20 protein-coding genes are annotated in these 21967 nt (G+C 70.4%); 12 read left to right on the top strand and 8 right to left on the bottom strand.

Features of this window, described 5'->3' with window-relative positions:
* Positions 1 to 76 precede the first annotated feature (76 nt).
* From HH310_RS31965 to HH310_RS31955, 3 genes are all read right to left on the bottom strand, one after another.
* A complete protein-coding gene (locus HH310_RS31965; RefSeq protein ID WP_169179439.1) occupies positions 77 to 550 on the bottom strand; it encodes an SAV_6107 family HEPN domain-containing protein in 474 nt (157 codons plus the stop codon).
* Between the two features lie 863 nt (positions 551 to 1413).
* Positions 1414 to 2292 carry a MarR family winged helix-turn-helix transcriptional regulator gene (locus HH310_RS31960; protein ID WP_169179438.1) on the bottom strand — a complete coding sequence of 293 codons (879 nt, stop codon included), beginning with the start codon at positions 2290 to 2292 and terminating at the stop codon, positions 1414 to 1416.
* Positions 2293 to 2321: 29 nt separating this feature from the next.
* Positions 2322 to 3158 (bottom strand): CPBP family intramembrane glutamic endopeptidase, encoded by an 837-nt coding sequence (locus HH310_RS31955; protein WP_169179437.1) that lies wholly within the window; start codon positions 3156 to 3158, stop codon positions 2322 to 2324.
* An 87-nt stretch (positions 3159 to 3245) separates the two neighbouring features.
* Here HH310_RS31955 and HH310_RS45580 point away from each other — a divergent pair, with 87 nt between their 5' ends.
* Genes HH310_RS45580 through HH310_RS31910 form a run of 9 tightly spaced genes read left to right on the top strand, consistent with a single transcriptional unit; the run spans position 3246 to position 11435 of the window.
* On the top strand, positions 3246 to 4952 hold the full coding sequence (locus HH310_RS45580; protein WP_169179436.1) for a sensor histidine kinase: 1707 nt from the start codon (positions 3246 to 3248) through the stop codon (positions 4950 to 4952).
* Positions 4943 to 5590, top strand: coding sequence for a response regulator transcription factor (locus HH310_RS31945; protein WP_169179435.1), 648 nt, complete (start codon positions 4943 to 4945; stop codon positions 5588 to 5590). Before HH310_RS45580 ends, HH310_RS31945 begins: the two co-directional genes overlap by 10 nt.
* Before the next feature lie 10 nt (positions 5591 to 5600).
* Positions 5601 to 6404, top strand: coding sequence for an SDR family NAD(P)-dependent oxidoreductase (locus HH310_RS31940; protein ID WP_169179434.1), 804 nt, complete (start codon positions 5601 to 5603; stop codon positions 6402 to 6404).
* Between the two features lie 4 nt (positions 6405 to 6408).
* Positions 6409 to 6882 (top strand): YbaK/EbsC family protein, encoded by a 474-nt coding sequence (locus tag HH310_RS31935; RefSeq protein ID WP_169179433.1) that lies wholly within the window; start codon positions 6409 to 6411, stop codon positions 6880 to 6882.
* Between the two features lie 50 nt (positions 6883 to 6932).
* Complete coding sequence (locus HH310_RS31930; protein ID WP_248294641.1) at positions 6933 to 7532, top strand: monooxygenase; 600 nt, start codon at positions 6933 to 6935, stop codon at positions 7530 to 7532.
* Entirely contained in the window at positions 7529 to 8107 is a 579-nt protein-coding gene (locus tag HH310_RS31925) for a GNAT family N-acetyltransferase (RefSeq protein ID WP_169179431.1), read from the top strand. The genes HH310_RS31930 and HH310_RS31925 overlap by 4 nt, the downstream gene beginning before the upstream one ends.
* A 4-nt stretch (positions 8108 to 8111) precedes the next feature.
* Positions 8112 to 8861: a carotenoid biosynthesis protein gene (locus tag HH310_RS31920; protein ID WP_248294637.1), complete on the top strand. Its 750-nt coding sequence runs from the start codon at positions 8112 to 8114 to the stop codon at positions 8859 to 8861.
* The gene (locus tag HH310_RS31915) at positions 8858 to 9955 is read left to right on the top strand and encodes a glycosyltransferase family 2 protein (protein WP_169179429.1); all 1098 of its coding nucleotides are present in this window, start codon (positions 8858 to 8860) and stop codon (positions 9953 to 9955) included. The genes HH310_RS31920 and HH310_RS31915 overlap by 4 nt, the downstream gene beginning before the upstream one ends.
* A gap of 40 nt (positions 9956 to 9995) precedes the next feature.
* Positions 9996 to 11435: an NAD(P)/FAD-dependent oxidoreductase gene (locus HH310_RS31910; RefSeq protein ID WP_169179428.1), complete on the top strand. Its 1440-nt coding sequence runs from the start codon at positions 9996 to 9998 to the stop codon at positions 11433 to 11435.
* On the opposite strand, the gene HH310_RS31905 is transcribed toward HH310_RS31910, so the two are convergent.
* The 3 genes from HH310_RS31905 to HH310_RS31895 form a co-directional block, all read right to left on the bottom strand.
* Entirely contained in the window at positions 11436 to 13052 is a 1617-nt protein-coding gene (locus tag HH310_RS31905; protein ID WP_248294640.1) for a VWA domain-containing protein, read from the bottom strand.
* Positions 13053 to 13262: 210 nt separating this feature from the next.
* Positions 13263 to 14018 carry a class I SAM-dependent methyltransferase gene (locus HH310_RS31900; RefSeq protein ID WP_169179426.1) on the bottom strand — a complete coding sequence of 252 codons (756 nt, stop codon included), beginning with the start codon at positions 14016 to 14018 and terminating at the stop codon, positions 13263 to 13265.
* 41 nt (positions 14019 to 14059) lie between these two features.
* Entirely contained in the window at positions 14060 to 14983 is a 924-nt protein-coding gene (locus HH310_RS31895) for a LysR substrate-binding domain-containing protein (protein ID WP_312034463.1), read from the bottom strand.
* Positions 14984 to 15099: 116 nt separating this feature from the next.
* Here HH310_RS31895 and HH310_RS31890 point away from each other — a divergent pair, with 116 nt between their 5' ends.
* The 3 genes from HH310_RS31890 to HH310_RS31880 are packed head-to-tail and all read left to right on the top strand — an operon-like array spanning position 15100 to position 18473.
* Positions 15100 to 15774 carry a succinate dehydrogenase cytochrome b subunit gene (locus tag HH310_RS31890; RefSeq protein ID WP_312034462.1) on the top strand — a complete coding sequence of 225 codons (675 nt, stop codon included), beginning with the start codon at positions 15100 to 15102 and terminating at the stop codon, positions 15772 to 15774.
* Positions 15775 to 15777: 3 nt separating this feature from the next.
* The gene (locus HH310_RS31885; protein WP_169179423.1) at positions 15778 to 17727 is read left to right on the top strand and encodes a fumarate reductase/succinate dehydrogenase flavoprotein subunit; all 1950 of its coding nucleotides are present in this window, start codon (positions 15778 to 15780) and stop codon (positions 17725 to 17727) included.
* The gene (locus tag HH310_RS31880) at positions 17727 to 18473 is read left to right on the top strand and encodes a succinate dehydrogenase/fumarate reductase iron-sulfur subunit (protein ID WP_169179422.1); all 747 of its coding nucleotides are present in this window, start codon (positions 17727 to 17729) and stop codon (positions 18471 to 18473) included. Before HH310_RS31885 ends, HH310_RS31880 begins: the two co-directional genes overlap by 1 nt.
* Positions 18474 to 18596: 123 nt before the next feature.
* Here HH310_RS31880 and HH310_RS31875 read toward each other — a convergent pair whose 3' ends face one another.
* On the bottom strand, positions 18597 to 20051 hold the full coding sequence (locus HH310_RS31875; protein WP_169179421.1) for an MFS transporter: 1455 nt from the start codon (positions 20049 to 20051) through the stop codon (positions 18597 to 18599).
* A 61-nt stretch (positions 20052 to 20112) separates the two neighbouring features.
* Complete coding sequence (locus HH310_RS31870) at positions 20113 to 20604, bottom strand: hypothetical protein (RefSeq protein ID WP_312034447.1); 492 nt, start codon at positions 20602 to 20604, stop codon at positions 20113 to 20115.
* Between the last annotated feature and the right edge of the window lie 1363 nt (positions 20605 to 21967).

Raw genomic sequence — 21967 nt, 5'->3', positions numbered from 1 at the left:
GCCCCGCTCTGTCACTCCACCACGGCCCAAATCGCCGTATACCGGCGTCACGTAAGCGGTAAAACAATGCCGACGGTCAGGCAGCCAGGTGTGGTTGGTAGCTCAGACCCAGCGCCGCCTCGACCACGGTCACGAACTGCTCGGCCGCCCGCAAAAGGTCGTCCGCCTCACGGGTGCTCACCACTCGTGGAATGCCGGCCTCGGCGGCGGCACGTTTGCCGGCACCGAGCGCGAAATAGGTGGCCCAGTCGTTGAATTCCGGCGACACCAGCACGAGCAGCGACCACACACTGGTCACGCGGCTGCGCCGGGTCGGTGCGGCCGGGCGGGCACGCGCCGCGAGCACCGCGGCGGCCGCGCGCAGGGCCGCCAGGTGTGCCGCCGCGTAGCGCAGGCCGTCCGGCCGGGTATTCGCCGCCTCGACCAGCCCTTGCCGGGCGATCGTCAGCAGCTGAGCTGGTGTGCGGTGCGGCAGCATGTGCGCCGGGACCGTGGGCGCGTCCGCCAGCGCGGCCGCAGTCGGCGCATGCGCCAAGCCGGGGACCTGCATGAGTCGTCTCTCCTCGCGTGTTTCGCATCCGACGTGCCGGGTCGAACCGATCCGCTGCGGAGGAAGGCGCAGCAGTCCGTCAAGGGAGCCGGCCGGGTGTGAAGCTTCCCCACACCACACCCGGCCGGACCTCGCCGGCGGGCCCGCCGCCCGCCACCCGGGGGTCGGGGGCAGCGGACGACGGTCCTGCCTTGTCTGAAGGCGCCGGACCCGCGAATGCCCGGAGCCTTACGTGCGGCACTTCGCGGGTGCCGCACCGGAGGCCATGCCGCGAAACACGGCTCCCGCAGTTAGCACGGTCGTTCGAACTCTTCGAACATCCGTTCTAACTATGGAAGAGACTAGCACTGGGGTACGACAAAAAAGCAACCTCGGCGGCGCCCCGGCCTCTCGTGTCCGCCATCCACCAATCGAGCACCCCGACAACCACGCCGCACCGCCCAAATCCCCCAAAACAACCGCAGCGGCAGCCCGTCACACCGCGGCCGGAGACCCCGCGGCCGGAGACCCCGCGGACGGAGAGCCCGCGGACGGAGAGCCCGCGGCCGGAGACCCCGCGGCCGGAGACCCCGCGGCCGGAGAGCCCCCGACCGGCACCCGCAGGCAGCGGTCCCACTATCCGGACGAAAATGTCTGCATCGCGGACGATAGTCCGAACAGGACAGTCGTTTAGTCCCGTATTGTCCAATTTGCGGCCACCGATTCCTGCCCGATTTCCAGACCTTGGAGAGTTACGCCCACATACGAGCCGTAACTCTCCAAGGTCTCGAAAATCCGGCCGCGGCCACCAGATCGCAGACATTAAATGATGATAAAAGCGACAAAATCCATCTGTGCCGACGCCCCCAAACGGCGAAACCGAACTACCGCACGCCCACAGCCAGCACCTTCTCGAAGTTGAGCTCGTTGTAGACCACCTCGCCGTACGGCGGAATCTCCTCGTACCCGCTGTGCCGATACAACGAGATCGCCTCGGTCAAGCTGCTGTGCGTCCCCAACCGCAGCCGCGAAATCCCGTGCGCAACCGCGTCCGCCTCGAGCTCCGCCAGCAACCGCCGCCCCAACCCCAGCCCCCGCGCCGAAGCCCCGACCCACAAATGACGAATCTCCGCCACCCCGGGCGCCGGCATCCGCTCCCAGCAGACGCACCCCACCGCCGCCGAACCCTCACGGGCCAGCAGGAACGTCCCGTCCAACGACCCGGGCGGCACCAGCCCAACGGAGGGGTCGTACCCGGACGGGAACCGAGAAGCCAACTCCTCCGCGTACTGCTGCAGGCACGCCCGCGCCGCCGGATCGTCGTCCGGCACCGAAGAGATCGTCACCGCCCCCAGCCGCAGCAACCGGCGGATCACATCCTGCGCCTCGATCAACCGCTCCCGCTCGCCTGACGAAAGCGCCCCCAGCAGCGAAGACACACTCGACCGGGCCCGCGCGTCCAGATCCGCCCGCTCCCGCGCACCCGAGGACGTCAGGACAACGGTCCGCACCCGCCCGTCCGACGGATGCGGCCGCACCTCCACCAGCCCCTGCCGCGTCAGCGTCCGCAACAGCCGGCTCAGGTAACCCGAGTCGAGCCCGAGCCGCCCGCGCAGATCCCGGACGTCGGCACCGGATCCGATCTCGAACAGCACCCGCGCCTCGCTGAGCGGCCGCCGACCCCCGAGGTAGTGGTCGCTCAGCACACCGAGGCGCGCCGTGTAGTACCGGTTGAACTCGCGCACCCTCTCGACCTGGTCCATTGAAGGATGCTAACCCCGATTTCTCTGACTCAGGTCAGAGACTTCTGCACGACCGCCGTGGTCAAAACCGGCGAAGAGTCAGGAACCACGTCTTCCGTACGCCACACCGCCCGATCCAGAAGCACCACGGCGAGCGCCACGACGATCCAGGCACCGAACCCGAGCCACAACATCCGGTCCACATCCGAAGAATCCGAAATGTCCGAATACCCGAACGTAGCGGGAGTGACCGCCCCTTGCGTGACGTGGAACAGCATCGTCAGCAGCACACTGCCCCGCGACCGGCGGAACAGCCAGCAGTAGACGATCGTGATCACGAAGGTGGTGGGCAGCCCGACCCAGCCGACCGGGTTCCCTTCGCCCGAGAAGACCAGCGGAAGATGCCAGACCGCGACGATCACGCCGAGCACGAGGGCCGCCGGCAGCGGCGCAATCATGAACCGCGGGTAGGCGTAGCCGCGCCACCCGGGCTCCTCGCCGAGCGGCCCGTCCAGCGGGTTGATCCAGCGCACCGCGAACGCGACGGCCACCGACCCCCAGGCCATCGTGGACAGCGACCACGACGTCCCGCCCAGCCCGGCGTTCGCCCACGCGGTCCCGAAGATCACCGCGAGCGGTAACCCGACCGCCGCCAGATAGCAGTACCAGGGCACCCGCCACCGGATCATCCGGGCGCCCAGATCGCGCAGCCCGGCCCGGCCAACGGAGATCGGCAGCACGATCAGCGCGGAGGCCAGCGGCGCGATCGGCAGGAAATTGGTGCCGGGCAGTATCCCCGCGGCGTAGAACGGCCACGGCAGCCAGCCGATGACAAAGGTGAGCACGAAGAATGTGGGAAGCGGCCAACGCCGTACGAAAGTAAGCATGGGATAGACGCTCGCAGCGCGACCACCGCCGCAACACCGGGCCCACTGGCCGTCCGGGGGTACGGGTTTCTGGTGGATCCGGCTATCGTGACCTGCATTGACGCCCTCGCGTTAGGCCGCAGCGCGACGGCCGGCCGCACGGTGCTCATCGGCCTGGGTGGTCTCGCCGCCGTGGCGATGTCGGTCGTGCTCGGCGCGGCGACGGATCACGTCGATTCCGCGGTGCTCTTCGTCTGGCTCATGACCACGTACATCGTCAGCGGCCTGGTGGCCTGGCACCGCCGCCCGGACAGCCGGTTCGGTCCGCTGCTGATCGCCGTGGGTTTCGGCGCCGGCCTGTCGAACCTGGCGTGGTCCACCAATCCGGTCGCGTTCACCGTCGGCCAGGCGTTCGACCTGCTCGTGGTGGCCCTGTTCCTGCACGTCTTCCTCGCCTTCCCGACCGGCCGCCTGCCGAACCGCGCGACCCGTTTGCTGGTCGGCGCCGCCTACGCGGTGTCGATCGGCCTGCAGGTGACCGCGATGCTGCTCGGCGCGTTCGGCCCGGACGATCTGCTCGCCGTCGTCGACGCCCCGGACGCGGCCGGCATCGTCCACGCCGTCGAGCTGCTCACCCTCGCGACGCTGCTGCTGGCCGGCGTCGCTTTCCTTGCCGTACGCCGCGGCGCCGCGCACCGACGAGCCACCAGAAACCTGGTCGATTCGTTCTCGCTGGGCCTCGTCTCGCTCGCGGTGCTGCTCGTGATGGGCGTCTTCGCCGGTCCCGGCTTCCCGATCGTGCAGCGGGTGACGATCGCGATCCTCGGCCTGGCCCCGGTCGCCTTCCTGATCGGGCTGCTGGACGCGCGGCTGGCCCGCACCGGCGTCGGCGACCTCGTCGTGGACCTGCGCGATGCCGACGGCGACCTGCAACCCGCGCTGGCCCGCGCCCTGCGTGACCCGTCCGTGTCGCTGCTCTACTGGCTGCCCCGATACGAACGGTGGGTCGACCAGGAGGGCCGCCCGGCCGAGGCACCGGCGGTCAAGCGCGTGATCCGTCGTGACGGCGAGCCGATCGCCGCGATCGTCCACCACCCTTCGCTGGCCGACGAGCCGGAACTGCTGGACGCGGTCGTCGCCGCCACCGAGATGGTGCTCGACAACGGTCGCCTGCGCGCCGAGCTGCGGGCCAGCCTGGCCGAGGTGCGGGGCTCGCGGGCACGGGTGCTGGAGGCGGGCCGCCAGGAACGCCGCCGCCTGGAACGCGACCTGCACGACGGCGCCCAGCAGCGTCTGGTCGGCCTGTCCCTGCGCCTCGGCATCCTCGAGGAGCGCCTCAAGGCCGACGCGGAGGCGCGCACGGCGGTGACCGAGGCCAAGCGCGAGGTCGCCGCGTCGCTGGCCGAGCTGCGCGACATCGCGCACGGCCTCTATCCCGCGGTGCTGACCGGGCACGGCCTCGCGGTCGCGCTCGAGTCGGTGGCCGGGCAGGCGAGCGTCCCGGTACGCCTCGACGTGCGCCTCCCGGAGCGTCCGGCCGAGGCGGTGGAGGTCGCCGCGTACTACGTGGTCTGCGAAAGCCTCACCAACATCGACCGCCACGCCGCGGCCACCACCGTGACGGTCGTGATCGAGCGCCGCGGCGACCACCTCGTCGTGGAGGTGCGCGACGACGGCGTCGGCGGGGCGGACACCGCGAACGGCTCGGGCCTGCGCGGGCTGGCCGACCGGGTGGAGGCGCTCGGCGGCACGCTGCGGGTGTGGAGCGCGTCCGCGCACGGCACCCGGATCCGGGCGGAGCTGCCGTGCGGGTAGTCATCGCCGAGGACAGCGTGCTGCTCCGGGAGGGGATCGCCCGGTTGCTCGGCGACGCCGGGTTCGACGTGGTCGCGCGCTGCGGCGACGCGGAGGAGCTGCACCGGGCGGTGGGCGCGCTGCAACCGGAGGTGGCGATCGTCGACATCCGGATGCCGCCCACGCACACCGACGAGGGGCTGCGCGCGGCGGTGGCGATCCGGGCCGCCCACCCCGGCGTCCGGGTCCTCGTGCTTTCCCAGTACGTCGAGCCGGCCCTGGCCTTGCGTCTGTTCGCGGACTCGGCCGACGGCGCCGGATATCTGCTCAAGGACCGCATCAGCGACGTGGCCGATTTCGTCGGCGCGGTGCACCGGGTCGCGGCCGGCGGCACCGCGGTCGACCCGATGATCGTCTCGGCACTGGTGTCGCGCCCGCGCCCGGACGATCCGCTGCAGCGGCTGACGCCGCGCGAGCGTGAGGTGCTGGAACTGATGGCCACGGGTCACTCCAATCAGGGCATCGCCGACCGTCTCGTCATCACGCTGCGCGCGGTGGAGAAATACGTCTCGACGATCTTCGGAAAGCTGGGCATCCCGGCGACCGGCGCCGAGTCCCGCCGCGTCCTGGCGGTCCTCCTCTTCCTGCGCGCCGAATAAAGGAGCAGGCATGGATTTATCCGTTGTCATCACCGGTGCGAGTTCCGGAATCGGTCTCGCCGCGGCCGAGCAGTTCGCCGCCCGCGGCGACCGGGTCTTCCTGATCGGCCGCCATCCCCGCCGCCTGGCCGAGGCGGTCGAACGCGTCACCAAGGCCGGCGGTGGCAAGCCCGCCTGCGCGCAGGCCGACTTCGAAGACCTTTCCCAGGTACGCGATCTGGCCGCCCGATTACACGACGAGGTCAAGACGATCGACGTCCTCGCGAACAACGCCGGCGGCATGATCAAGGACTACCGGGTGACCGGGGACGGCTACGAGGCCGCGATCCAGAGCAACCACCTGGGCCCGTTCCTGCTGACCACCCTGTTACGCGATTGCCTGAGCGGCGCCCGGGTCGTCACCACCTCGTCCCGCGCGCACCACGACGGCCGGCCCGACCCCGCCGACTTCCACAAGGACCCCGGCTACCGGCATCGCTACGGCGCGGCGAAGGCGGCCAACGTCCTGTTCGCCGCGGAACTGGCCCGGCGCTGGCCGGACGTCACGAGCGTGTCCTTCCACCCGGGCGTGGTCCGCAGCAACTTCGGCGAGGGCCCCCTGGTACGCCTCTTCTACCGGTACGCCCCCGGCCTGGTTCCGGCGGACCGGGCCGGCGAGCAACTGGTCTGGCTCGCCACCGCCCCCGCCGACCGCCTGGTCAACGGCGCCTACTACGTCGGCCGCGAACCCACGCAACCGGCCGCACACGCGAGTGACCCGGCCGTCGCCGCCCGATTATGGGAGGCCAGCGAGGCAGCGGTCCGGGCAGAATGACCGGATGGACTCACATCCCAACGTGACGGCAGTGCGCGGCGCGCTGGCCGCGGCCGGGGGCAACGCGCCCGAAGTGGTCATCCTCGACGAGGCCGTGCACACCGCCGCCGCGGCCGCCGCCGCCCTCGGTGTCGAGGTCGGGCAGATCGCCAACTCGCTGATCTTCGACGCCGACGGCGAGCCGTTGCTGGTGCTGACCTCGGGCGCGCATCGGGTCGACACGGATCGCGTCGCCGCCGCGTTGGGCATCACCCGGCTGCGCCGCGCCACCCCGGAGTTCGTCCGCGAGCACACCGGCCAGGCGATCGGCGGGGTCGCGCCGCTCGGCCATCCGAAGCCGGTGCGGACCGTGGTCGACCGGGACCTCGCGAGGTTTCCGGTGATCTGGGCTGCCGGAGGCGTACCGCGAGCGGTCTTTCCGATCTCTTATGCCGAACTCGTCCGGGTAACCGACGGCCTCGAGGCCGACGTCGCTTGATCACCCTGCATGTCTGGCGGGTACGCCGTGTGGCCCCGGCCTTCTTCCGCATGGCGCTGTCCCGCAGGCCGCCGCACGCGTCGTTCGCGAAGTTCGTCGGCACCGCGAGGGGTTTCCGGCCCTCGGACGCCGATCTCACCCGGTACGCCGCAATCACCGTTAGCGATTCACCGGTTTTGTTCCCAGGCTGGGACCGCCTGGCGACGGCCCACTGCCGGGTCGACCTCGCTTTGCTGTCCAGCCGGGGCCGCTGGTCAGGCACCGAACCGTTCGGGACACCCACCACGGATCCCGGCGGCATGGTTCTCGCTCTGACCCGCGCCCGCCTGCGCCCGGCCAAAGCTCTGACCTTCTGGCGCGCCATCCCCCCGGTCGCCACAGAGCTGGACAAAGCGCCCGGGCTCCTGGCCCATTTCGGCATGGGGGAAGCGCCGATCGGCTGGCAAGGCACGGTGAGCGTGTGGCGCGGCTCGTCGGACCTGACCCGCTTCGCGTACCGTCAGCCGGAGCACCGCGCGGTGATCGCGCGTACACCCGCCGACCGGTGGTATGCGGAGGACCTCTTCGCCCGGTTCGCGGTGCGCGAGATCAGCGGCGACCGTTCGGTGCTGGGCTGGGTGGCCGAGGAAGAGGCGGGACGGAACCGATGAGGCTCGTGGCGTGGCAGCCGGACGATCTGCTGCGGCGGCTGGACGACGTGGTGGACGTCTACGGCGAGGCGATGGGCTACCGCCAGGAGCTGCTGCAGACCCGGCGCGGTTACATCGGTGCCCACGTGCGCCGCCCCGGTTTCCGCGCGGTGGCCACCCTCACCACGGACGGCCGCCTGGCCGGTTTCGGGTACGGGTACACGTCCGGCCCCGGCCAGTGGTGGCACGACCAGGTGCGCAGCGCGCTCGACGACCCGTCCCGGGCGTACTGGCTGACCGACACCTTCGAGGTCGTCGAGCTGCACGTCCGCCCGGCCGCGCAGGGCCACGGCGTCGGCGCGCGCCAGTTGCGCGCCCTGCTCGCGATGGCCGAGGGATCGACCGTGCTGTTGTCCACGCCGGAGGCCGACGAGCAGCGTTCGCGGGCCTGGCGGCTGTATCGCCGGTTCGGTTTCGTCGATGTGCTGCGCGACTTCATCTTCCCCGGCGACGAGCGCGCGTTCGCGATCCTGGGGCGTACGCTCCCGGTCACCGAGCGGGCCGCCGAGGACGCCCCCGGCATCGTCGGCATGTGACCCGTTGCGTCACCGCCTTCCGTGGATTCTGCTGGCCGTCCTGGTCCTGTGCCAGATCTGCTATCCACTGACCGGCGGTGACGTCCGGGCCGGCCTGACCGTGGCGACCGTGCTGCTCGGGTACCTGCTGTCGGTGTCGCATGCCCTGCTCACCCGGGGCACCCGCGCGGCCCTCGCGCTGGTCGGCACCGCGACACTGGGTGGTTTCGCGGTCGAGGCGCTCGGCGTCGCGACGAGCTTCCCGTTCGGCACCTACGACTATTCGGGCAGGCTCGGGCCCAAGCTCCTCGGCGTCCCGCTGATCATCCCGCTGGCCTGGACCTGGATGGCGTGGCCCGCCTGGCTCGCCGCCGTCCGGCTGACGCGGCGCCCGTGGCTGCGCATCGTCACGGCCGCCGTCGGCCTGGCCGCCTGGGACCTCTTCCTCGATCCGCAGATGGTCGCCGAGGGTTACTGGCGCTGGCAGTCGCCCACGCCCGCGTTACCCGGCGTGCCGGGTATCCCGATCGGCAACTACCTGGGCTGGCTCGGGTTCGCGCTGGTCCTCATGACGGCCCTGGCCGTCCTCGGCCAACGGGCCATCGAACGACCCCTCCGGAGTGACGCGCCGATCATCACGCTCTGGTTTTGGACGTACGCTTCGTCGGTGCTCGCCCACGCGGTTTTCCTCGGCCTTCCGGCGTCCGCGCTGTGGGGCGGCATCGTGATGGGCGCCGTGGTGATCCCCTTGGCCGCGCGCCGGCGGTTCCGGTGAAGTGGCTGGTCCTGCTCCCGTGGGTGGCGCTGTTCGCGCACACGGTGATCAATTCGTTACTCCTCCGGCGGGTGCCCGCCGGCGGTGCGGTGACGGCGGAGAAGGTCGCGGTGCTGCTGCCACTGCGTAACGAGGCGGACCGTGTCGGCCCGTGCCTGAACGCGTTGCTGGCTCAGCGAGGCGTACCGGACCTGGAGATCTGGGTTTTGGACGACAACTCGACCGATGACACCGCGGCGGTGGTGCGCGCGCTGGCCGGCGACAAGGTCCATCTGCTGAGTGGCGCGCCGCTACCGGCGGGGTGGCTCGGGAAGCCGTACGCGTGCCGGCAGTTGGCCGACGCCGCCTCCGAAGCGACCGTCATATCCTTTGTGGACGCCGACGTGGTCCTGGCTCCCGACGCCGTGGCGGCCGCCGTCGGATTGCTGCGCCGGACGGGTGTCACGCTGCTGTCGCCCTATCCGAAGATCACCGGCGCCGGGCGGCTGGTCCAGCCGCTGCTGCAATGGTCCTGGCTGACGTTCCTGCCGTTACGCGCGATGGAACGCTCGCCCCGGCCGTCACTGGCCGCTGCGGGCGGGCAATGGCTGGTAGCGGACCGTGCCGGCTATGCGGTCGCGGGCGGTCACGCGGCGGTGCTCGACTCAGTTCTGGAGGACGTCGCGCTGGCCCGGGCGATCAAGCGGTCCGGCGGCCGCATCGCGCTGGCGGACGCGTCACCGGTGGCGACCTGCGAGATGTACACGTCCTGGCCGTCGTTGGTGGCCGGCTACAGCAAGTCGCTCTGGGCGTCGTTCGGCTCCGCCCCCGGCGCCGGCATCGTCGTGGTCACCCTGCTCCTCCTGTACGCCTCCCCACCCCTCGCCGCCGTGCTGCTGCTGGCCTTCGGGAGCGTCTCGTGGGGCGTGCTCGCGCTGGTCGCGTACCTGCTCGGCGTCGCCGGCCGGGTGGTGACCGCCCGCGCGACCTCCGGCCGTGCCTGGCCCGACGCCTGGGCGCAGCCGGCTTCGATCGCGGTTTTCGCGTGGTTGGTGGCGCGCTCCTTCCGCGTGCACCGTCGCGGCACACTCACCTGGCGGGGGCGGCCGGTATGACGGGTGTCGGCGCCGACCTCACTCGGGCAAGGCGGTGGCCATGAGCCGCATCGTGGTCATCGGGGCGGGCGTCGGCGGGCTGACCGCGGCGATCCGGTTGGCGTCGGCCGGGCACGAGGTCGTGGTGCACGAACGCGCGGCGGTGCCGGGCGGGAAGCTGGGCGTCTACTCGCGGGACGGGTTCGTCTTCGACACCGGGCCGAGCCTGCTGACGTTGCCGCAGGTCTTCGACTCGTTGCCGGCCGGGGCCGAGGCGCTCGACCCGATCGTGCGGCACGTTTTCCCGGACGGCACGGTCCTCGATTCGTGCTCGTCGCACGAGGAATTCCTGGGCCGCATCACGGCCGCCTTGGGCCCGGCCGCGGCCGCCGACTGGCACCGCTTCTGGGGGCGGGCCGAGCACATCTGGCGCGCGTCGTGGCGCTCGGTATTGCGGAAGCCTGTCACGCCGGCGTCGCTGCTGGCCCTGTCCTGGCGCGTGGGCGACCTGGCGGCGATCGCGCCGCGCCGCACGCTGAGCGACCTCGCCTGGCACTACCTCCGGGATCCGCGGTTGCGGATGATGGCGGAGCGCTACGCGACGTACGCCGGCGCCGACCCACGACGCGCGCCGGCCGCCTTGGCCGCGATCCCGTATGCCGAGCTGGAATTTGGCGGCTGGTATCTGCCCGGCGGTTTAGGCACGCTGGCGTCCGATTTGGCGGCCCGCTGCAAATCCCTGGGCGTGGCCATCCACCTAAACTCCGAAATTTCGGAAATTTCGGTTTCGAATCAGCCCACCCGCGTGACCGGAGTCCGGCTGGCCGACGGTGGTTTCGAAGCCGCTGACTTTGTGGTGTCCAACGTGGACGCCCTGACCGTCTACCGCGACCTGCTGCCCACGCCGTCGCGGCTGGCCCGCCTCAGCGACCGGAGCCTGGCCGGTTTTGTGCTTCTCCTCGGCGTGCGCGGTCGGACGCCGGCGCTGGCCCACCACAACGTCTTCTTCCCGCGCTACTACCACGCCGAGTTCGACGCGATCTTCGGTTCCGCCGGGCGCCGGGCCACGCTGGCCTCCGACCCGACGATCTTCGTGACGCGGGCGAACGATCCGGCTGTGCATCCGCCGGACTCCGAAGCCTGGTTCGTCCTGGTCAACGCCCCGCGCCACGGTACGGCCTGGTCGGCCGTGGACTGGCAGCGTCCGGGGCTGGCCGAGGCGTACGGGCGGCATGTCTTGAATGTGCTCGCCGGCCGGGGCGTGGAGGTGCGCGACCGTCTGCTGTTCATGGAGACCCGCACCCCGCACGACCTGGCCGTGTCGGCGGGGGCCCCGGGCGGCGCCATCTACGGCACGGCGGCGACCCTGGTGCGCCCCCCGAACAAAGGTCCGGTCGGCAACCTCTACCTGGTCGGCGGCTCGGTCCACCCGGGCGGCGGCCTGCCCATGGTGACCCTCTCCGCGCAGATGGTGGCCGACGAGATCGGCCCGGCTCGCTGACTACTTTCCGGAGTGCGCCGCCAGGAACGCCTTCGCTATGCCCGACGCCAGGTCGGCTGAGTTCGTCGCGGGAATCGCCGTTCCGCCCGTCGTGCTGGCCATGTTGGACAGTGCCTTCATGTTGGCGTCCGGACCGTACCCGACCGCGATGATCGAGACCGGGGCGGCCGGGTCGATCTCGGCTTTCAACCGGTCCTGGAACTGGCCCTCGGTCATCGCGAAACGGGACTCGCCGTCGGCGCCGTCGGTCAGGACCACGATGAACGTCGCGGTGCCCGGTTTGACCTTCGCCTGCATCTCGGCGGTCGCGTCCAGCACCGACTGATACAGCGGCGTCCCGGCCGTGGTCTCGGCCCGATAACCCTCCATCGCCGACGCCAGCACGTCACGGCGCGGTTTGCCGGAGATGTCCGCCGTCACCGGGCCGAACGGCACGATCTCGCGGTGCGCGGGGCTCGTCGGCGCGGCGGCCCCGAAATACCACATGCCGATGCTCGTATCGTCGCCGAACAACTCCGACGCCGCCTGGCCGGACGCCCGCAACAGCGCCGCCCGCGTGGTCTCCCGGCCGGACGCGTCCTTGATCTTGTCGTTCATCGAGCCGGACGTGTCGATCAGCAACAGGACCTGGGAGGCCAGCGAGCGGTACCCGGCCCAGGCACGAGTCTTCGCCAGGAGCGCGCGCGGATCGGTGGGGATCGCGACCGCGTTCTTCTCGGCGGACGTGCGGAACCCGGCGTCGGTCAGCTGCGTGCGCCCGATCGCCGACCGTAACCGCTCGGCCAGATCACCATGCTCGGTCCCCCGGGCCACCGCGAACGGATAGTCCACCTCGACCACCGCGTCGGTGGGATACGCACCGGCGAGCGCCACCGTGTGCCCGGCGTTCTGATACGCCTTGAGCTGCTGTTCCGTCGTCGGGAACACGCCGAAGTTGTCGACCACCTTGCTCGCGTTCCACTCGCCGGCGACCTTGGCCAGCATCGACGCGGCGTCCGCGCCGGTCTCGGTGAGCCGGCTGCGCAGCGTGAGCGCCTTGAGCTCGGCGATCCCCTTGTCCGCGGTGGTGTGCTCCATCGCCTTGTTGACCGCGAGCACCGACAGCATGCCGACCGTGCTGCGTTCCGCGTCCGGCATGGACACCGCGGGCAGACGCTGCTCGGCGGCCGCCGTCGTGAGGCCGGCCCACGACGTCTTGTCACCCTTCGCGTACACGCCCTTCAACACGGTGGGTGCGGCGAGGACGATGGGCGTACGGGCGAGGGGTGCGCCTTTCGTCTCGTACGCCGTCCCGAAGCTCATGCCCAGCCACACGCTGCTCGACGGGATCCACACGTCGGGTTTGCGCTGGCCGGACACGGTGGCGAACGGCTCCTCGGCGACCACCTCGACGGCGGGGCAGCCACCCCGCGGCGGGCCGATGGTGGTGGCCGCGTCACGGACGACCGGCGCGATCTCGGGGGCGGCGGCGACGCGGAGGGCCGCGGGCGGGCACGACGTGCCGGACGGCCGCGTCAACGACTGCGACGGGTCGGCGACCGGGTCGCGCGTGTACATCCACCACGTGGTGCCGCCGGCCACGGCGACCAGGATCAGCACCACGGACGCGGCGAGCATCAAGCGGCTGAGGCTGTTCTCCGGTGACCGATGGTGATGAGGTCCCCATTCGGGTGGATCGATCCCCGGGTCACGCTCATGCCGCGAGATGTCGGACATGCCACCGCCCTTCGCCTACTCAAGGTCAACTTTTCGCTACGCAAGGTTGAGCGTGCACGAATCTTAGTCACATATTCACCGGCGACAACCTTCCTGGACCGGTTGGCACATTCAGCCCGTACGCTGCGGCCTTGTCACGGCGAAGAGCAACAGCTCGCCGTCCGAGCTGAGGCCCGCGGGTTCGCGCGCCCATCCCCCGTAGACGCGGTCCACGTCGAACCCGGCGTCCTCCACGGTGGACCGTAATTCCGCTTCGGTACGGAAACGGAGGGTACCGGAGCTCGTCAGTTGCTCACCGCCGGTGAAGGCGTAGTGGTGCGCCACCGTGACGGTCGGCTCGGCGGCGTCGGTCACCTCGTCCCAGGCATCGACCGTGACGCCGTCCGGCAGAACCACCGTGCGGCGCGATTCGACCGGGTTCCACGTGGTCCACCGGGCGAACCCGGGATCGCGGCTGTCGAGGATCAGCCGCCCGCCCGGGACGAGCGCCCGCCGCAGCCGCACCAGCACCGACGACCACTGATCGTCATCCACGAACAACTGCGCGACGTGATCGGTGAGCAGCACGGTCTCGTACGCGCGAGCGTCCAGCACGTCGGCCGCGCCCTCGACCCAGCGCACCCGGGCGGCTCCGGGTTTCCGGCGCGCGGCGTCCAGCGCCGGCGCCGCTCGTTCCACCGCGGTGACCTGGTGCCCGGCCGCGGCCATGGCGATCGCGAGCCGGCCGGTGCCGCAGCCGAAGTGCAGCACGCGCGGCGAGATGCGCTCGGCCAGCGCGGACATGAAGAAGTCGTGCTCCCAGCCCCACACGTGCTCGGCGTCGTAGACCGCCACCATCCGCGGGTCACTGAACTCGGCACGCAACACATGCAGGATGCTAAATCCGTATACCCCTCGATCAGAAGGCTCTACAGGGGACGAACGCCGACCGGCAGCTCCTGGGTGGCCACGTGCGCCAGCAACGTCGTACGCAGGGCTTGTGCGGCATGGGGCAGCACCGAGCGTTTGCGATGCGCCAGAGCGATGGTGCGTTGCATGCCGGGCGATGCCAGCGGCGTCGCCCGCAGCCGGGGGCGGTTGACCAGCACCATGCTCGGCACCAGCGCGACCCCCAGCCCGGCCTCGACGAACGCCAGCACCGCGTCCATCTCGCCGCCCTCGACCGCGAACTTCGGGGTGAACCCGGCGGCGCGGCAGGCCTCCAGCGTGACGTCGCGGATGTCGTAGCCGGACCGGAACATCACCAGCGGCACGTGTTCCAGCTCGCTCAGCGAGATCTGCGGGTTCGGCGAGGGCGGCGGGGCGTCCCAGACCGACGCGACCACCAGGCCCTCGCGCAGCACCGGCGTCGCCTCCAGCGCCTCGTCGACGCCGCGCGCGGGCTGCACGATCAGGGCCAGGTCCAGCGTGTGCGCGGCCAGGTTGTCGATCAGATCCTGCGAGCTGCCCTCGTCGATGAAGAGCTGGATGTCCGGATGCGCGGCCCGGAACGTCCGCAGCACGTCCGGCACCAGCGACGAGCAGAGACTCGGGGTGGCGCCCAGCCGCACCTCGCCGCGGCGCAGGCCGATGAGGTCGCGAACCCCCTCGCGGGCCGCGTCGGCGTCGGCGATCATGCGTTGCGCGATCGGCAGCAGCGTCGTGCCGGCCTCGGTCAGCGTGACAGCCCCCCGAATCCGGTCGAAAAGGGGCGCGCCGAGGCTCGCTTCGAGCGTGTGAATTTGTTTACTCAAGGTCGGCTGTGAAACGCCTAAACGTTCGGCCGCTTGGGTGAAATGCCGGGTTTGTTCTAAGGCGAGGAAGTAGCGAAGCTGCTGGAGTTGCACCTCAATAGCTTATCTCTATGGTTACTACGATGATCATGCATTAGACGAATCGCCGCGACCTTCCTACCGTCCAGTATGTGGCGGTGGATACGACTACCCGGAAACCGGCGACGCCCGCTCCGGTGCAACGCAAGAAGCCCTCCTCGATCGGCCTGAAGATCCTGATGGCGGTGACCGGGATCCTGCTCGTGCTGTTCCTGTACGCGCACATGATCGGCAACCTGAAGATCTTCTTCGGTGAGACCCCGTTCGATCACTACGCGCACTGGCTGCGGACGATCGGCAACCCCGTGCTGCCGAACCAGTGGTACCTGTGGATCCAGCGCGGCGGGTTGACGATCGCGGTGATCGGCCACATCGTGGCGGCCACGATCCTCTACGGCCGGGCGCGCAAGGCCCGCCCCGTGAAGTACGCGCACCGGCCCAAGGTGCAGGGCAGCTACGCGGCGCGCACGATGCGCTGGGGTGGCGTGATCGTGGTGCTGTTCGTGATCTACCACATCCTGGACCTCAGCACGCTGACGCTGAACCCGAACGCGCAGAGCGGCAAGCCGTACGCGAACATCGTCGCCGACTTCGCACCGAGCCGCTGGTACGTGACGCTGTTCTACACGCTCGCGATCGTGGCGATCGGTTTCCACCTGCGTCACGGACTGTTCAGCGCGGTGCGCACGCTCGGTCAGCAGACCGCCCGGGGCGAGCGGCTCGCCCGTACGACCGCCTTGGTCCTGTCGTTGGTTTTGGTCGTCGGTTACCTGTCGGTGCCGTTCGCGGTTCTGACCGGATTGGTGGGTTGAGCAATGACTACCGAGTATTGGCACGAGGGCGACCCGATCGCCGACACCGCGGCGCCGGACGGCCCGATCGAGACCCGCTGGGAACGCCGCAAGTTCTCGGCCAAGCTGGTCAACCCCGCGAACCGACGCAAGCTGACGGTCATCGTGGTGGGCACCGGCCTGGCCGGCGGTTCCGCGGCGGCGACGCTCGCCGAGGCCGGGTACCGCGTCAAGTCGTACTGCTACCAGGACAGCCCGCGCCGCGCGCACTCGATCGCCGCGCAGGGTGGCATCAACGCCGCGAAGAACTACCGCAACGACGGTGACTCCGTGTACCGGCTGTTCTACGACACGGTCAAGGGCGGCGACTTCCGGGCGCGCGAGTCCAACGTGTACCGGCTCGCCGAGGAGTCGGCGAACATCATCGACCAGGCGGTGGCGCAGGGCGTGCCGTTCGCCCGCGAGTACGGTGGCCTGCTCGACAACCGGTCGTTCGGCGGCACCCAGGTGTCGCGCACTTTCTACGCCCGCGGGCAGACCGGCCAGCAGTTGCTGCTCGGCGCGTACCAGGCGATGGAACGGCAGATCGCGCTCGGCAACATCGAGATGAACGCCCGCCACGAGATGCTCGAACTGGTCATCGTGGACGGCAAGGCCCGCGGCATCGTCGTGCGCGACCTGGTCACCGGCGAGATCACCACGGAGATGGCGGACGCGGTCGTGCTGGCCTCGGGCGGTTACGGCAACGTCTTCTTCCTGTCCACCAACGCCAAGGGCTGCAACGTCACCGCGTCGTGGCGGGCGCACCGCAAGGGTGCGTTGTTCGCGAACCCCTGTTACACGCAGATCCACCCGACGTGCATCCCGGAGTCGGGTACGCACCAGAGCAAGCTGACGCTGATGAGCGAGTCGCTGCGCAACGACGGCCGGGTGTGGGTGCCGTTGCGGGGCGACGACAAGCGGGCGCCGGGCGACATCCCGGAAGAAGAGCGCGATTACTACCTTGAACGGATTTATCCGTCATTTGGTAATCTTGTTCCCCGGGACATCGCGTCGCGCGCCGCCAAGAACGTCTGCGACGAAGGCCGCGGCGTCGGGCCCGGCGGCCTCGGTGTGTATCTGGACTTCGCGGACGCCATCTCGCGGCTGGGCCGCGACGCGGTCGAGGCCAAGTACGGCAACCTCTTCGAGATGTACCAGCGCATCACCGGCGAGGACCCGTACGTCGTCCCCATGCGGATCTACCCGGCCGTGCACTACACGATGGGTGGCCTGTGGGTCGACTACGATCTGCAGTCGACGATCCCCGGACTGTTCGTGGTCGGCGAGGCCAACTTCTCCGACCACGGCGCGAACCGGCTCGGCGCCTCGGCGCTGATGCAGGGCCTCGCCGACGGTTACTTCGTGCTGCCCAACACGATCAGCAACTACCTGGCAAGCGGGCCGTTCCCGGTCGTGTCGGACGAGGACGCGGCGGTCGTCGAGGCGCGCCAGGCGGTCGAGGACCGGATCACCAGGCTGCTCGCGGTCGACGGCGACCGCACCGTCGACTCGTTCCACCGCGAGCTCGGCCACATCATGTGGGAGTACTGCGGCATGGAACGCACCGAGGAAGGCTTGACCAAGGCCATCGGGCTCATCCGCAGCCTGCGCGAGGAGTTCTGGACGCGGGTGAAGGTGCCCGGCACCGGCGAGGAGCTGAACCAGAACCTGGAGAAGGCCGGCCGGGTCGCCGACTTCTTCGAGCTGGGCGAGCTGATGTGCATCGACGCGCTGCACCGGCGGGAGTCGGCCGGCGGCCACTTCCGCGCCGAGTCGCAGACGCCGGACGGTGAGGCGCTGCGCCACGACGACGAGTTCAGCTACGTCGCGGCCTGGGAGTACGCGAGCTCCTTCCCGGACGGCAAGCCCACCCTGCACAAGGAACAGCTCGAATTCGAGTACGTCCACCCGAGCACGCGGAGCTACAAGTAATGGACATCAAGGTACGGGTGTGGCGGCAAGCCGGTCCCGCCGCGGACGGCAAGATGGTCACCTACGACGTCAAGGACATCTCCGCGGACGCGTCCTTCCTGGAGATGCTGGACGTCCTCAACGAGCAGCTCATCCTCGACGGCGACGACCCGATCGCGTTCGACCACGACTGCCGCGAGGGCATCTGCGGCATGTGCAGCATGGTGATCGACGGGACACCGCACGGGCCGGAGCGGGCCACCACGACCTGCCAGCTGCACATGCGGCACTTCAACGACGGCGACGTGATCGACGTGGAGCCGTGGCGGGCCGCCGCGTTCCCCGTTGTCAAAGACCTGGTCGTGGACCGCACCGCGTTCGACCGGATCATCCAGGCCGGCGGCTACATCAGCGCCCCCACCGGGACGGCCCCGGACGCGCACGCCATGCCGATCCCGAAGAAGGACGCCGACGCCGCGTTCGAGGCGGCCACCTGCATCGGCTGCGGCGCCTGCGTCGCGGCCTGCCCGAACGGCTCGGCGATGCTGTTCACCGCGGCGAAGGTCGCGCACCTCGGCCTGATGCCGCAGGGCCAGCCGGAACGCGACACCCGCGTGCTGGACATGTTGCAGGCCCAGGACGACGCCGGCTTCGGCGGCTGCACCAACATGGGCGAGTGCACCACGGTCTGTCCGAAGGGGATTCCGCTCACCCTGATCGGGCGCCTCAACAGTGACTACCGCAAGGCGGTCACGCGAAAAAGCTGAACTCCCCTCACCAGGAGGCCGGGCACAATGGCGTGCCCGGCCTTCTGCCTTCCCCGTTTCCCGTACGCCGTCGGCAGGGTGCCGTTGTGTTCGGTTGTTTGTTCGCGCCTTGCCGCCAGTTGATCAGCGCCTGATCCGGTCGAGGGCCGGCTGGATCGGCGATGTGTTCACACGCAGGACCACGGCCCCGGCCAGCGCGGCAAGGACCGCGACAGCGAGCAGCACAGCGCGGGCGCCGGCCGCGACCAAGGCCGACCCCAGCGGGATGGAGAGCGCGATCGGCCCGAACATCACCATGTTCGACGTCGCCGCCACGCGGCCCAGGAGGTGATCGGGCGTCTCGGTCTGAACGGCGGTCACCGCGGCGATCAGCGTCCACGGCAGACCCAGCCCCACGACGACACTGCCGGCGATCATCGCGGGCCACCACGGCAGACACCACATCAGCACGCCGCCGGCGAAGACCACGACGCCGCCGCCGGCGATGACCCTCGGCGACCGCCTGGCGAGCAGCCGACCCACCACCAGCCCGCCGACGATCGAGCCGGCGCCCTGCGCGCTGGTCAGCAGCCCAAGGTGGGCCGCCGACAGATGCAGGTCATGCACGATGCGGGCGAGCACGGCCGCGGTGCTCACCCCCGACAACGTGATCGCCACCGCGGCGACCAACACCGGGACGCGAACCGCCGGCTCACCGAGCAGCAGCCGAACCCCCGCCCAGACACCACGCGCTCCGCGCGCCGCCGCGGAGGCCGGCGCCTCCCCCGGCCCGGCGAACGCGTCCGAAGCCTGCCGGGCGACTCCGGAGACCTCCGGCCCAGCGGATGCCTGCGCACCCGACCCAGCGGATGCCTGCGCACCCGACCCAGCGGATGCCTGCGCACCCGACCCAGCGGATGCCTGCGCACCCGACCCGGCAGACGCCGAGACTCCCGGCCCAGCGGATCCATGCGCGCCCGACCCGACAGATCGGGTCGCACCCGACCCGGCAGATCGGGTCGCACCCGACCCGCCGGATGCTCGGGCGGCGCTTCGGAGGCGGATCAAGGCGTAACAGACGGCGCTCAACAGTGGCATCGCGGCGCCGATCAGGATCACCGGAGTGGGCCCGCGCCAGGCATACAAGCCCGCCCCGGCCAGCGGGGCCAGCAGCTTCATGCCTTCCTGTGCGCTCGTTCGCCAGCCGTTGACGTCGCCCAGCAGAGACGGCGGGAGGGCTGCCGGGAGGATCGCGGACTCACCGGCGTCCAGGACGATGTAGCTGACGCCGCGCACCAGCAGCACCGCGAAGATCAGCCAGACGCCCGAAGCGGAGTCGATCGTCAGCAGCGTCAGGAACAGAACGCCCAGGATCAGGTCGGACCAGATCAGCAGCGGGCGTCGCGGGAGCCGGTCGACCAGGACGCCCAGCCACGGCGCGGCCAGCGACGGCCCGTACGTGCAAATGCCGATCAGCGCCGCCAGCCCCACCGAGCCCGTCAGATCGAAGATCCAGATGCTGGCGGCCAGGCCCATCATCGTGCTGCCGAAGCCGGACAGCAGCGAGATGACGACAAAGAGCGCTGCGTTGCGCCGCATCCGGGCCTCCCGAGGGACTTGAGCCGAGTGCGCTCATCCTCGGGAGTTGAGCGGCAATCTGTCAAGGTTGAGGTGCGGCGGCTTCGAGTGCTGCCCGCAGCCGGCCCACCGCAGCCCGGGAGGGACCCGGCAGGGCCGCGGTGACCTCCGGCGAAAGGTCTCCAACAACGGCAGCCGCCAGGGAGAACAAGGACCCTCCGGGAGCGTCCGCGCTAGCCTCGAGCGTCTCCCGCACCAACGCGGCCCGGACGAAACGCCGGTCCCAGCGGCGATCGGCCCCCACCCGGCGGTGGAGTTCGGCAGCCGCGGCACGCAGGCCCGCAATCCCTTGCCCGTACGCCCGATCGAGCTCGGCACGCACCCCCGCCGACGCCGCGGTAGCGAGCCGCAGCCGGCGCTGCTCCGCGGCCTGCCGGCTGGTCAACCCGAGTGCGTCAGCGATGTCCGCCCAGGTGGCACCCTCCCGCCGAGCGCGGTCGATGAGCGCCAGCTCCTCCGCGTCAAGCCGCGCACGCGCCGCCGGCACAGCCCTCAACTCAGCCAACTCCGCCACGCCAGCAGCCTACCTATGTCAACATCTGATTGACAATCGAGACAGGCAACGAGACCCCGCGAGATCCAAACGAGGGCTGCGCCCGCAGCCTCAAACGTCGGCGAACAGCCGTTCCCACGCTGACCCGTTCCCGCGGCGACCCGTTCCCCGGTGACCCGTTCCCGCGGTGACCCGTTCCGGCGGTGACCCGTTCCCACGGTGACCGTTCCCACGGCGACCCGTTCCCACGGTGACCCGTTCCGCGGCGAGCCATTGCCACGGCGAGCCAGGCCGGCCCGATGCGCACTTGGACCATGGCCGCGGAGATCGTCCCGCTCGCGCGCGATCCACTCGCCGTCAGCGCACCTGCCCGGCCTTCGGCGACCGTTGACTGTCAGCGGTCCCACTTCGTGGGACGCCACAGCCACATCGCGGACTTTTTGTGAACCTTGGATAGTTGCGCCCACATACGAGCCATAACTCTCCAAGGTCCACATCCAGCCCGGAAAACCGGCGGGACAAAGCACGCATCACCTGACAAAGAATTCCTCCACAATGGATGCGGGTCCCACATCGCGGACGTCGGGTCCAGGAGGTGGTCACCGCTCTCAGTAGGCGGCCGCCCTTCCCACATAATGGAAGCGCCCCGCGCGCCACTGCGTCAGGCCGGCCAGCCAGCGTCCCAGTCGATCGGGTAGGCCACCGGAAATACCAGTCGATCGGGTAGGCCACCGGAAATATCGGATATGCGTAGTGTGGGCGGGCAGCACGGCGCATGTCCCGACCACAGCGCTATCTGGGATATGCGTCGCGCGGGCAGCAACGCGCCGCGTCGGCTGGCCACAGCGGCAACGCGGCGCCGTGGTGGTCGACGACGGCGGGCGGTTCCTGACAGCACATTCGCGGCGCTGGCGCCAACAAACCGCGTGACCCGCCTACAACGCCAACCCCACACGCCAGACGCGCTCGGCAACACTCCGCGACTCCCGGCAACAACGCGCGCGGCAACGCACCCACCACCTCGGCCACAGCCGCAACCACACACGCCCGACCCGCGCGGCACACGCCTCGACTCGCGCGCGCGGCACACGCCTCGACTCGCGGCCGCGGCGCCGACCAGAGCCGGCGCCGGCGGGCTGGACGGCGCGTGCCGGGCCAGGGAAGGGCGGAACGTCGCCGCGCTCTTTGGCCGGCAGGGACGAGAAGCTGGCGTTCGCTCGCGAGGCGGGCGCCGACGACAGCGTCTGCAAGCGCGGTGGGCGGCATGAGTGGGGCCGCCGGGAGCGGCTAGCGCCGCGGGCCCGAGCGCGGACTCCGCGCTCTCCCCCGGGCCGGAATCACGCGCGGCGCGAACGGTCCGGTCAAGCCGCCGCCGAGAGGGATG

Source organism: Actinoplanes sp. TBRC 11911 (assembly GCF_012933445.1).
Classification (GTDB): Bacteria; Actinomycetota; Actinomycetes; order Mycobacteriales; family Micromonosporaceae; genus Actinoplanes.
The sequence above is the reverse complement of the archived record's forward strand: the minus strand, read 5'-3'. Positions and strand labels throughout refer to the sequence as shown.